Raw genomic sequence first — 12,698 nt, 5'->3', positions numbered from 1 at the left:
GGGTTCTTATGCCTTAGTTGTAAGTGTCTACCATGTCCCCGAACAAGTGTTCACTGTGTCCCCGGACCGTACACCCACGTTGTGGGGGAGGGGAGCAGATAAGAGGTGCCTGTGGAAGCGAGTCCATAACTCACAATAAGCAGGCGCTTTCTCGTGAAAGCTGAAATCATTTCCTGAGCAACAGACGTAAAAAAGCCCGCAGAAGCGGGCTTTTTTACTTACTTGGCTGGGGTGCAGGGATTCGAACCCCGGAATGCTGGTATCAGAAACCAGAGCCTTACCGCTTGGCGACACCCCAATTGTGTGCGATCTGCAATGCAAACCGTCTTTTTTTGGCTGGGGTACGAGGATTCGAACCTCGGAATGCCGGAATCAGAATCCGGTGCCTTACCGCTTGGCGATACCCCAATAATATGGTGGCTACGACGGGAATCGAACCTGTGACCCCAGCATTATGAGTGCTGTGCTCTAACCAGCTGAGCTACGTAGCCATATTACTGCATATTACTGTTACTGCTTTCTACTGCATTTTCCCGATGGCTGGGGTACCTGGATTCGAACCAGGGAATGCCGGTATCAAAAACCGGTGCCTTACCGCTTGGCGATACCCCAATTGCGTATCACGAAGCCGTGCACGTTCAGGAAAATATGGCTGGGGTACCTGGATTCGAACCAGGGAATGCCGGTATCAAAAACCGGTGCCTTACCGCTTGGCGATACCCCATCCGTGCAACGCGTTAAAGTCCGCTCTGGAAATGGTGCGGGAGGCGAGACTTGAACTCGCACACCTTGCGGCGCCAGAACCTAAATCTGGTGCGTCTACCAATTTCGCCACTCCCGCAAAAAGATGGTGGCTACGACGGGAATCGAACCTGTGACCCCAGCATTATGAGTGCTGTGCTCTAACCAGCTGAGCTACGTAGCCATCTTTTTTCGCGTTACCTTCATCGGCGTTGCGGGGCGCATTATGCGTAGTTGACCTGGAAGCGTCAACAAGTTTTTTCCCGTTTTTGGCCGTCAGACGTATCGTTTGTCTGGCTTATAACCAGCATGGCGAGAAAATCAGCGATTTTCCCCGTAAATCGTCAATATCAGCAAACAGAAACGGGCCATCGCTGGCCCGTTTTTAATCAGATAAACATAGGCTTATTTATAAGCCGACTGGTGGACGCCGACGGCACGACCAGAAGGATCGTCCATGGTTTTGAAGGCTTCGTCCCATTCGATCGCTTTTGCGGAAGAACAGGCGACAGACGGGCCACCAGGCACGCATTCCGCGGCGCTTGGCAGCGGGAACAGCTCTTCAAAGATCTCGCGGTACAGATACGCTTCTTTTGACGTCGGCGTGTTGTACGGGAAGCGGAAGTGCGCGGTCTGCAGCTGCTGCTCGCTAATCTGCTTCGCGGCCACTTCTTTCAGCGTATCAATCCAGCTGTAGCCCACGCCGTCAGAGAACTGCTCTTTCTGACGCCATGCCACGCTTTCCGGCAGGTAAGAAGAGAAACACTCACGCAGGATATGTTTTTCCATTTTCCCGTTGGAACCGCACATTTTGTCCTGTGGGTTGATGCGCATCGCCACGTCGAGGAATTTTTTATCCAGGAATGGTACACGCGCTTCCACACCCCATGCGGACATCGCTTTGTTGGCGCGTGCGCAGTCAAACATATGCAGCGCCAGCAGTTTACGCACGTTTTCTTCGTGGAACTCTTTGGCGTTTGGTGCTTTATGGAAGTAGAGGTAACCGCCAAACACTTCGTCAGCACCTTCACCGGACAGCACCATCTTGATGCCCATCGCTTTGATCTTACGAGACATCAGGTACATCGGCGTTGAGGCGCGGATGGTGGTGACGTCATAGGTTTCAATGTGATAAATCACATCGCGGATAGCATCGAGGCCTTCCTGCACGGTGAAATGAATTTCATGGTGCACGGTGCCGAGATGGTCAGCGACAGATTTCGCCGCTTTCAGGTCCGGAGAACCTTCCAGGCCGACAGCGAAGGAGTGCAGCTGTGGCCACCATGCGTCGCTTTGATCCTGATCTTCCACACGTTTCGCCGCAAAGCGTTTGGTCACGGCGGAGATAATGGAGGAATCCAGACCACCGGACAGCAGTACGCCATAAGGCACATCTGACATCAGATGGCTTTTCACAGACTCTTCCAGCGCGGCTTTCAGGCCTGCGGCGTCAGTGGTGTTGTGCTCAACCGCGTCATAGCTGAACCAGTCGCGCTGATAATAACGACGGATTTCGCCATCTTCGCTCGACAGGTAGCTTCCCGGCGGGAACTCTTTCAGGGTACGGCACACTGGCACCAGCGCTTTCATTTCGGAAGCGACAAACAGGTTGCCGTGCTCATCGTTGCCCATATACAGCGGGATAATACCGATATGGTCACGGCCAATCAGGTAAGTGTTTTTCACACTGTCATACAGAATAAAGGCGAACATGCCCTGCAGGTCGTCGAGGAAATCGACACCTTTTTCCTGATACAGCGCGAGGATAACTTCGCAGTCAGAGCCGGTCTGGAACTCATAGCGATCGCTCAGTTCCGCGCGCAGCGCCTGATGGTTGTAGATTTCGCCGTTAACGGCCAGAACGTGGGTGTGGTCGGCGTTATACAGAGGTTGCGCGCCATTGTTCACATCAACAATGGAAAGACGTTCATGCGCCAGGATGGCTTTGTCACCGGCATACACGCCAGACCAGTCCGGACCGCGGTGACGCATCAGGCGGGAAAGCTCCAGGGCTTTCTTACGCAACTCAGAGGGATCGGATTTCAGATCCAGAACACCAAAAATAGAACACATAGTAACGCTCCCTAACGACGAACCTTTGTTGTGGTTGCAGTCTTGCTGCCGATAGATAAGAAAATGCTCTATCTCAGTTCAGCGATCAAGCGATTTAGCAAATTTCTGATAAATAGTCTGTTGACCTGAGTTGATCTTTGATGGTTTGTCATTTTTATTGGCGTTTTATTGATGAATCGATAATGAATCAACAAAAGAGAAGAAAAAAACAGCAACAAACTGGCACGGGACAGGCTTCAGGTCAGCAAAACGTTACAGGAAATAGCCGGTCGCCAGGCGCTGCATGCAAACAGGTGATGCAGAAGTAAAACAGAGGGGAAACATACCGATGGCACCGGAGCGGCTTGTCCGCGGAGGAGCACGGGATGGTCGCCCGGGGGCGCAATCATAAAGACGACGCCCCGTAGCCGGCTAATCGTCAGAAAATATCAATATCTGCCACTGATGGATAAATCCAGGTCGGGCGGAACGGCATGGCGTCAATATCGCTCAGCGTGGAGACGCCGGACAGCACCAGCACGGTAGAAAGGCCCGCCTGGAAACCGGCCTGAATATCGGTACGCAGGTTATCACCGACGATCACCGTATGCTCGGAGTGCGCCTGCATCTTGTTTAGCGCGGCGCGGATAATCAGCGGACTCGGCTTGCCGACATAAAACGGTGCGCGACCGGAAATTTTTTCAATCCCGGCGCACAGCGCACCACAGCCTGGTGCAAAACCATGGCCATGACTGTCCGGGTTGGTGGCGATAAAGCGCGCGCCATTGGCGACGAAAAATGCCGCCTTATGCATCATATCCCAGTTAAACGAGCGCGTTTCGCCGACGATAACAAAGTCAGGATTGATATCCGTAATGGTAAATCCGGCTTTATACAGTTCGTGGATCAGCGCGCCTTCACCGACCACATACGCTTTCTTGCCCTCCTGGTGACGCAGAAAATCCGCTGTCGCCATCGCCGAGGTATAGAATGCGCTCTCCGGCACTTCAAGACCGGCAGAGGCAAAGCGGTTTGCCAGATCCTGCGCCGTCTGTGACGGATAGTTAGTCAGCACCACCAGTGGCATCCCCTGGGCCTGAATGCGCTGCAGAAACTGGTCTGCGCCAGGAACAGCGGTATTATCGTGCATCAGCACGCCATCAATATCACAAATTACATTTTTCAAAGTCATCAGGCTTATCCACAAACAGAGCCAGCATTCGCTGGCTGAGTATCAGGCTTCCAGCAGACGCTGTAACAGAATGCCATTCAGCATGGCGCGTTTGGCCAGCGCAAAAGCGCCGATGGCGGAACGATGGTCGATCTGTGAACGCACCACCGGCAGATTTTTACGGAAGTCTTTCAGTACCTGGGTATTGATGCAGCCTTCAATCGCTGGCAGCAGCACCTTCTCCGCCTCGGTTATCTCACCGGCAATCACCACTTTTTGCGGATTAAACAGGTTAATCGCAATCGCAATGGCTTTACCTAAATAACGGCCAACATGCTCAATCACTTCACAGGCCAGCGGATCGCCGCGATTGGCTGCTTTGCAGATTAACTGAATCTGGCAGTCATCCAGCTTCAGCGTGCTGGGATAACCCTGCGACAGCAGATGGCGTACGCGATTCTCAATCGCGCCATTGGCGGCAATGGTTTCCAGGCAGCCGAAATTGCCGCAGTGGCAGCGCTCACCCAGCGGGTCGACCTGGATATGGCCGATCTCGCCAACGTTGCCATTACTGCCGAGAAAAATATGGCCGTTAGCGATAATCCCGGCACCCGTACCGCGATGCAAACGCACCAGAATGGAGTCTGCGCAGTCGCGGGTCGCACCAAAGTAGTGCTCCGCCAGCGCCAGACTGCGGATATCGTGACCGACAAAACTGGTGACATGAAAGCGGGCTTCCAGATGCGCCACCAGCGGCCAGTTATGCACATTAATATGCGGCATATAGCGGATGACGCCGATATTCGGGTCCACCAGGCCTGGCAATATCACCGAAATGGCAATCAGTTCGCGCAGCTTACGCTGATGCAGTTCACTGAAATTTTCGATGGCGAGGAACAGGGCGTTTTCCAGCGTTTCCTGGGTGCGCTCCGGCAGAGGATAATGCTCTTCGGCAAGCGCTTTGCCGCTTAAGTCATACAGTGTCAGCGTGGCGTCACTGCGCCCGAGGCGCACACCGATAGTATTGAAGCCACGCGTTTCGGCGACGATGGAAATGGCGCGGCGACCGCCGGTTGAGGCCTGTTGATCGACCTCTTTGATCAGACCGCGCTCAATCAGCTGGCGGGTAATTTTGGTGACACTGGCGGGGGCAAGCTGGCTGAGTTCCGCAATCTGAATACGAGAAATTGGCCCCTGCTGGTCAATCAGCCGGTAGACGGCCGCACTATTCAGTTGTTTGACAAGATCAACATTTCCTATTGGTGCCTGGCCGCCGTTGGTCATTCGGTTACTCGCTTAGGACTTCGTCACCATTAACGATAGTCTGGATAATGTGATAATCACGTGTGAAAACCGTCAGGTTAGCGACTTTACCGGCCGCGATCGAGCCTAACTGTTTCTCCACACCCATTGCCCGGGCCGGATAAAGCGTCGCCATACGCAGCGCTTCATCCAGGGAGATACCGACATGTTCGACGCTGTTCCTTACCGCTTCGATCATATTCAGTGCAGAACCACTCAGGGTGCCATTTTCGTCCACACACAGCCCGTTACGATAGTATATTGTTTTACCAGCGAAAATGAACTGATCAATATTCGCGCCCGCCGGGGCGGTGGCATCCGTTACCAGCACCAGTTTATCGCCTTTGATACGTTTGGCATTGCGCACATTCGCGTAGTGGACGTGCAGGCCATCAGCAATAATGCCGCAATACACGTCAGGCGCATCAAACAGCGCGCCAATCAGGCCGGGTTCGCGGCCGGTAATGGTTGGCATGGCGTTATACAGATGGGTGGCAAAGCTGACGCCCGCACTGAAGCCTGCTTTGGCCTCATCATAGGTGGCATGTGAGTGGCCGGCGGAGACGATAATTCCGGCTGCCTGCAGCTGGCGAATCACCGCGCTGTCCACCATTTCCGGCGCCAGCGTCACTTTGGTAATCACATCTGCATTTTCGCAGAGAAAATTAACCAGTTCAGGATTCGGTTTGCGAATTAACGCGGGATCGTGGGTGCCTTTTTTGGCGCTGTTCAGCCACGGGCCTTCCAGATGCAGACCCAGCGCCTGATGACGATTCTGTGCCAGATACGCACGCATCACCTCGACGGCACGCACCATTAACTCGTCACTGCTGGTGATCAGGGTCGGCAGAAAGCTGGTACAGCCCGATTTCTCATTGGCTTTCTGCATAATGTTCAGCGTATCGACGCTGATCGCGTTGATGTCGTCATTGAACTGCACACCGCCGCAGCCATTCAGCTGCACATCAATAAAACCGGGGGCGATCAGTGCGCCATTAACCTCACGCGTGGCGATGCCTGCGGGCAGTTCTGCGAGCGGGCATACACGTTCAATCAGACCCTCAGCGATGACCACCGCATGATCGTCCAGGATGTCGTGGCCGGTAAAAATACGACCGTGGGTTAATGCGTACATTTCAGTTACCTCCCGGCAGCGCCGGCTATTGCCTGTCCCTGTCATCCACTGCGAACGCTTCAGGGTATCGAATGAAAAAAAATTACAGATCCTTCATATTTTCCGCTTCCATCTCGCGGAAATATTTCACCGTTTTCACTTTCAGTTCCATGGTGGAAGGCTCATCACATACCACCACTGATTTAGGATGCAGCTGCAGGCAGCTGATTGTCCACATATGGTTGACATTGCCTTCCACGGCGGCCTGCAGTGCCTGCGCTTTGACATGGCCGGTCACCAGAATCATCACTTCTTCGGCATCGAGCAATGTCCCCACGCCAACGGTCAGGGCGTACTTCGGTACCTGATCCACATTGCCGTCAAAGAAACGCGAGTTCGCTACCCGGGTATCGTGCGTCAGAGTTTTAATGCGGGTGCGGGATGCCAGAGAAGAAGCGGGTTCGTTAAAGGCGATATGCCCGTCGTTGCCGACGCCGCCCATAAACAGATGGATTTTACCGTAAGAACGAATCTTTTCTTCATATTGACGACATTCTGCGTCAATATCCACAGCATTACCATTGAGAAGATTGATATTTTTCGCTTGGATATCAACGTGATCAAAGAAATTTCGATACATAAAACTATGATAGCTTTCCGGATGCTCTTTTGGCAGCCCGACGTACTCGTCCATGTTGAAGGTGACCACATGTTTAAAGCTAACCTGGCCTGCTTTATGCATCTCAATTAAATGCTTATAGGCTTCCAGTGGGGTGCCGCCCGTCGGCAGACCGAGCACAAAAGGGCGATCTTCCGTCGGTTTGAACGCGTTAATGCGGTTAACGATATGGCGCGCGGCCCACTTACCCACCTGGGTTGGGGTCGAAAGGGGAATCAGTCTCATGGTGCACCTCATGTAAGCATAAAATGTAGTCGTTACAGACGGTCTCACGGCGGTGGTAGTAAGCTTAACCTGCCCGAGCCATAACCACAGAGGAAAAAACCGCCCTAATAATTCGGATCATAAAATAAGTTGGCATCCATAGCCAGCTTCATCTGTTCCATATGGCGATAATTGGTGATTATCGTCACATATGTTGAGGTTTTAATTTGCGAAGCGAATTAATTTCTTTTTACACTTTGCATCGTGGTATGTACTGTCATCAGGTTAGCTGAAAATTGTGATAACAAAAGAAAACAATCTCAGTGGCCTTGTCAGCTCTCGGAGGGGGAAAAGGTGAATATTTTAAGTTACTTACAAAAGATAGGGCGGGCGCTGATGGTGCCAGTGGCAACACTGCCCGCCGCTGCCATTCTGATGGGCGTGGGCTACTGGCTCGATCCTGATGCATGGGGAGCCGGCAATGCGCTGGCGGCGCTGTTTATCAAGTCTGGTTCTGCCATTATCGACAATATGGGCGTACTGTTTGCTGTCGGTGTCGCGTATGGCATGTCAAAAGATAAAGATGGTGCCGCAGCACTGGCCGGTTTCGTTGGCTTCCTGGTATTGACCACGCTGTGTTCGCCAGCGGCAGTGTCAATGATTCAGCACATCCCGCTCGACCAGGTGCCTGCTGCTTTTGGTAAAATCCAGACGCAGTTTATCGGTATTCTGGTGGGGATTATCTCTGCCGAAATGTACAACCGTTTCAGCCAGGTAGAACTGCCGAAAGCGTTCTCGTTCTTCAGCGGACGTCGTCTGGTGCCGATTCTGGTCTCCTTCCTGATGATCTTCGTTGCCTTTATCCTGATGTATATCTGGCCGGTGATCTTCAGTGGCCTGGTGACGTTTGGTGAACATATCCAGAAACTCGGTTCGCTGGGCGCAGGTATCTATGCGTTCTTCAACCGTCTGTTAATCCCTGTAGGCCTGCACCATGCACTGAACTCTGTATTCTGGTTCGATGTGGCGGGTATTAACGATATTCCTAACTTCCTCGGTGGCGGCCAGTCGATTGCTAATGGCACTGGTGTGGTTGGCATTACCGGTCGTTATCAGGCGGGCTTCTTCCCGATTATGATGTTTGGTCTGCCTGGTGCAGCGCTGGCGATTTACCACTGCTCGCGTCCTGAGAACCGTGCGAAAGTGGCCGGGATTATGATGGCGGCGGCATTTGCCTCATTCTTTACCGGCATCACCGAGCCACTGGAATTCTCCTTTATGTTTGTGGCGCCGGTACTGTATGTGATTCATGCCGTACTGACCGGTATCTCGGTATTTATCGCTGCCAGCATGCACTGGATTGCCGGATTTGGTTTCAGCGCTGGTCTGGTGGATATGTTCCTGTCGACGAAAAACCCGCTGGCAACGCACTGGTATATGCTGATTGTCCAGGGCCTGGTGTTCTTCGTTATCTACTACGTGGTATTCCGCTTTACCATCCAGAAATTCAACCTGCTGACGCCGGGTCGTGAACTGGCAGTGGCGGGTGATGAGAGTGATGGCTATGACAGCAGCGTTGCCGCACCTGCCAGTGGCGAGTCTGCAAACGAAGCGCTGGCGCGCCAGTATATCAGCGCCGTGGGTGGCTCAGAGAACCTGACCGGGATCGACGCCTGTATCACCCGTCTGCGCCTGAACGTGAAAGATTCCTCAGTCGTGAAAGAGTCGGTCGCGAAGCGCCTTGGTGCCTCTGGTGTGATTAAGCTGAATAAACAGAGCGTGCAGATTATCGTCGGTACGCAGGCGGAAATTATCGCCTCGGCGATGAAAACCGTGCTGGGTAAAGGGCCGGTGGCTGCTGCTGCGACTGCTGAACCTGCACCTGCAGCGGTGCAACCGCAGGCGGTCAGTAACGTGACAACTCAAGTGGTTGCGACGCTGGTGGCACCCGTCAGTGGTGATATCGTCGCGCTGGATCAGGTGCCTGATGAAGCCTTTGCCAGCAAAGCGGTTGGCGATGGTCTGGCGATTAAACCGACCAGCGGCACTGTCGTTGCGCCCGTTGCCGGTACTCTGGTGAAGATCTTTAACACCAATCATGCGTTTTGCCTGGAAACAGACAGCGGCGCGGAAATCGTGGTGCATATGGGGCTCGATACCGTGGCACTGGATGGCAAGGGCTTTACCCGCCTGGCGGAAGAGGGCAGTGTGGTGACGGCAGGTCAGCCAGTGCTGGAGATGGATCTTGAGTACCTCAACAGCCATGCGCGTTCGATGATCAGTCCGGTAGTGGTCAGCAACAGTGATGATTTTGCCGGGATCAACCTGCTTGCCAGCGGCAGCGTGGTAGCTGGTGAAAGCAAACTGTATGAAATCAAACGCTAACCTGTAATCAGGTCAGTAAAGCAGGGCGGGAAGCAATTCCCGCCCTTTTTTTGCTAAATTAAACCAACAAACGGTTGTGTCCCTTCTCTGCTTTGTGGATCATACTCCGTTATTTCGTGGTTCAAATCACCCGCTGTATTTAGTGTTGAGGAAATTGTGATGAGTGAGGCAGAAGCCCGCCCAACTAACTTTATTCGTCAGATTATTGACGAAGATTTGGCGAACGGTAAGCACAGCAGTGTGCACACCCGTTTCCCGCCGGAGCCGAATGGCTATCTGCACATCGGTCATGCGAAATCTATCTGCCTGAATTTTGGTATCGCCCAGGATTACCAGGGGCAGTGTAACCTGCGTTTCGACGACACCAACCCGGTGAAAGAAGACCTGGAATATGTCGAATCCATCAAGCGTGACGTGCAATGGCTCGGTTTCCAGTGGAGTGGCGATGTCTGTTATTCCTCAGATTATTTCGATCAACTGTACAACTATGCGGCAGAACTGATTAACAAAGGCCTTGCCTATGTTGATGAGCTGACCCCGGAACAAATTCGTGAATACCGTGGCACCCTGACCTCACCAGGTAAAAACAGCCCTTATCGCGATCGCACACCAGAAGAGAACCTGGCGCTGTTCGAAAAAATGCGCGATGGCGGTTTTGCCGAAGGTGCGGCGTGTCTGCGTGCGAAAATCGATATGGCGTCCAGCTTTATCGTGATGCGTGACCCGGTTATCTACCGTATTAAATTTGCCGAGCATCACCAGACTGGCAACAAGTGGTGCATCTACCCGATGTACGACTTTACCCACTGCATTTCCGATGCGCTGGAAGGTATTACTCACTCCCTGTGTACGCTGGAATTCCAGGACAACCGCCGTCTGTATGACTGGGTGCTGGATAACATCACCATTCCGGTACACCCGCGTCAGTATGAGTTCTCGCGTCTGAATCTTGAATATGCGGTGATGTCGAAGCGTAAGCTGAACCAGCTGGTCACGGAAAAAGTGGTGGAAGGCTGGGATGACCCGCGGATGCTGACCGTTTCTGGCCTGCGCCGCCGTGGTTACAGCGCGGCATCGATTCGCGAATTCTGCCGTCGTATTGGTATCACCAAGCAGGACAATATCGTTGAGATGGCATCGCTGGAATCCTGTATTCGCGATGATCTGAACGAGAATGCACCGCGTGCCATGGCCGTGCTGGACCCGCTGAAAGTGGTGATTGAAAACCTGCCTGCAGGTCATGACGAAATCATCACCATGCCAAATCATCCGAACAAACCGGAGATGGGCACGCGTGAAGTGCCGTTCAGTCGTGAAATCTATATTGATCGTGCTGACTTCCGTGAAGAAGCCAACAAGCAGTACAAACGTCTGGTGATGGGCAAAGAAGTACGCCTGCGTAATGCTTATGTGATCAAAGCAGAGCGTGTGGCGAAAGATGAAGACGGCAATATTACCTGCCTGTACTGCACCTGCGATGTTGATACCTTAAGCAAAGATCCTGCTGATGGCCGTAAGGTGAAAGGCGTGATCCACTGGGTGTCTGCTATCCATGCGCTGCCAGCGGAATTCCGCCTGTATGATCGCCTGTTTAGCGTCGCTAACCCGGGCGCGGCAGAAGATTTCCTGACGACCATTAATCCGGAGTCACTGGTGATCCGTCAGGGCTTTGTTGAACCTGGTTTGCAGGTGGCAGAAGCCAGCAGCCCATACCAGTTCGAGCGTGAAGGTTACTTCTGTGCTGACAGCGTCTACTCCAGTGCCGCGAAACTGGTATTTAACCGCACCGTGGGTCTGCGTGATACCTGGGCGAAAGCTGGCGAGTAATTAGCGCTGCAAATCTGAAGGCCGCCGGTGGATTCCCTGGCGGTCTTTTTTTTAAGTTTGCTTCGCATCATCTTGTGCTACCCATACCATTTCATTCGTCCTTTCATCCATTTTCAGTTGTCTGTCTTGTGCGCCAATTGAGCGAATACCGTATTGCTTCGTTTGCACGAGCCAGCTGGCAAATGTCTTTTTTAGCTCTTCATGTTCGACGACAGCAATAATGCGAAACTGGTTTTTCCCCTTTGTCTCTACCACGATACGCAGAGGTCCTCTTCCACCCAGATTAGCTGAGTCTGTTGTCCAGGCTTTTGCATCGAAGGTGCCAAAACCGGTCATCACACCATTGTCTGAATACAGGTGAAACCCCAGGCTTCTGTCGGAGGCATTGTGAATAAATAAATCGCACTGGCGTTTTACCGCTGCGATGACTCTCTCATCAGTATGCAGGTGGCCCCAGTCTCTGTCGTAATAGAGGGTTCTGATGAGAGAAGGATTTATTTTTGCCTGCTTGTCATCAGTCTGCTGAACCGTTTTTTTATCCTGCGGTCTGGTGTCCTGAATTGCCTCAGTCTCAGCCTCAGATTGAGTGCCGCGTTTGTTTGTTCCTGTGAGACCCTGGTTGCGGTAATCGCCGGTGCCGCTGCTTCTGGCGCTAACAGGAAAACTGAACACAGATGACGCAGATTGTTTTTCGACAACCGCCAGCGTTTGTAATGGTTTTGGTAATGTTTCCGTTGTCACCCGTTGCTTCCGGATAAATTCATTCACCATCGTTTTCAATGAATGTTGTATTGCCGGAAAGATATGCTGAAGGTGGCTATTTTCCTGCAGTATCAGATAGACATCAGCCAGCTTTTCCAGCATCAACGCTGCATTATCGGGCGGCGTTTTACTGAAAAAAACACAGAGGGAACGAAATGATTTTTCCCTATTATCGATTTCAGCTGACAGGGAGATCGCCTGCTGCTCATCAGGCAATATCAGGCATTGCTGGATAAAATTAATCGGATCTCGCTGCAGAACGGTACTTATAAATTGCAGCATGGCGTGCTGCACGTCATCAGAAGCATTGAGGAAACTGGCCGTATTGATTAGGGAAGGTGCGATTTAATCGGTGGGGTTCAGTGGAGTCCTTAGCTGTATTAGCCTTAGCTGAGCTGTATTATCTCTCTGTAAAACGTATACGATCACTTTGTACTGGTGAATATTTGGCCTTTATTATT

8 protein-coding genes and 7 tRNA genes are annotated in these 12,698 nt (G+C 52.4%); 2 read left to right on the top strand and 13 right to left on the bottom strand.

The features are described 5' to 3' along the window. Positions 1-223: 223 nt before the first annotated feature. The 12 genes from ACSZO1_RS19200 to nagB form a co-directional block, all read right to left on the bottom strand. Positions 224-298: transfer RNA gene (locus tag ACSZO1_RS19200), tRNA-Gln, on the bottom strand. Positions 299-333: 35 nt separating this feature from the next. After that, positions 334-408, bottom strand: a tRNA-Gln gene (locus tag ACSZO1_RS19195). 6 nt (positions 409-414) lie between these two features. Next, positions 415-491, bottom strand: a tRNA-Met gene (locus ACSZO1_RS19190). A gap of 46 nt (positions 492-537) precedes the next feature. Then, positions 538-612, bottom strand: a tRNA-Gln gene (locus tag ACSZO1_RS19185). A gap of 37 nt (positions 613-649) precedes the next feature. After that, a tRNA-Gln gene (locus ACSZO1_RS19180) sits at positions 650-724 on the bottom strand. Between the two features lie 32 nt (positions 725-756). After that, positions 757-841, bottom strand: a tRNA-Leu gene (locus tag ACSZO1_RS19175). Between the two features lie 7 nt (positions 842-848). Beyond that, positions 849-925, bottom strand: a tRNA-Met gene (locus ACSZO1_RS19170). Positions 926-1,146: 221 nt separating this feature from the next. After that, a complete protein-coding gene (gene asnB / locus ACSZO1_RS19165) occupies positions 1,147-2,814 on the bottom strand; it encodes an asparagine synthase B (protein ID WP_437615488.1) in 1,668 nt (555 codons plus the stop codon). 418 nt (positions 2,815-3,232) lie between these two features. Beyond that, the gene (locus tag ACSZO1_RS19160; protein WP_437615486.1) at positions 3,233-3,985 is read right to left on the bottom strand and encodes an HAD-IIA family hydrolase; all 753 of its coding nucleotides are present in this window, start codon (positions 3,983-3,985) and stop codon (positions 3,233-3,235) included. Between the two features lie 42 nt (positions 3,986-4,027). Next, complete coding sequence (nagC, locus tag ACSZO1_RS19155; RefSeq protein WP_437615484.1) at positions 4,028-5,248, bottom strand: DNA-binding transcriptional regulator NagC; 1,221 nt, start codon at positions 5,246-5,248, stop codon at positions 4,028-4,030. A 4-nt stretch (positions 5,249-5,252) separates the two neighbouring features. Further along, a complete protein-coding gene (gene nagA, locus ACSZO1_RS19150) occupies positions 5,253-6,401 on the bottom strand; it encodes an N-acetylglucosamine-6-phosphate deacetylase (protein ID WP_437615482.1) in 1,149 nt (382 codons plus the stop codon). 82 nt (positions 6,402-6,483) lie between these two features. Beyond that, positions 6,484-7,284: a glucosamine-6-phosphate deaminase gene (gene nagB / locus ACSZO1_RS19145; RefSeq protein ID WP_437615480.1), complete on the bottom strand. Its 801-nt coding sequence runs from the start codon at positions 7,282-7,284 to the stop codon at positions 6,484-6,486. Between the two features lie 339 nt (positions 7,285-7,623). Here nagB and nagE point away from each other — a divergent pair, with 339 nt between their 5' ends. Continuing rightward, the gene (gene nagE, locus ACSZO1_RS19140; protein ID WP_437615490.1) at positions 7,624-9,648 is read left to right on the top strand and encodes an N-acetylglucosamine-specific PTS transporter subunit IIBC; all 2,025 of its coding nucleotides are present in this window, start codon (positions 7,624-7,626) and stop codon (positions 9,646-9,648) included. A gap of 159 nt (positions 9,649-9,807) precedes the next feature. Then, positions 9,808-11,475 carry a glutamine--tRNA ligase gene (gene glnS, locus ACSZO1_RS19135; protein WP_437615478.1) on the top strand — a complete coding sequence of 556 codons (1,668 nt, stop codon included), beginning with the start codon at positions 9,808-9,810 and terminating at the stop codon, positions 11,473-11,475. Positions 11,476-11,526: 51 nt separating this feature from the next. Here glnS and ACSZO1_RS19130 read toward each other — a convergent pair whose 3' ends face one another. Further along, a complete protein-coding gene (locus tag ACSZO1_RS19130) occupies positions 11,527-12,519 on the bottom strand; it encodes a hypothetical protein (protein ID WP_437615476.1) in 993 nt (330 codons plus the stop codon). Positions 12,520-12,698 lie beyond the last annotated feature (179 nt).

The sequence above is a fragment of the Erwinia sp. V71 genome (genome assembly GCF_965644245.1).
Taxonomy (GTDB): domain Bacteria; phylum Pseudomonadota; class Gammaproteobacteria; order Enterobacterales; family Enterobacteriaceae; genus Erwinia.
This window is presented reverse-complemented; position numbering and strand designations above follow the sequence as displayed.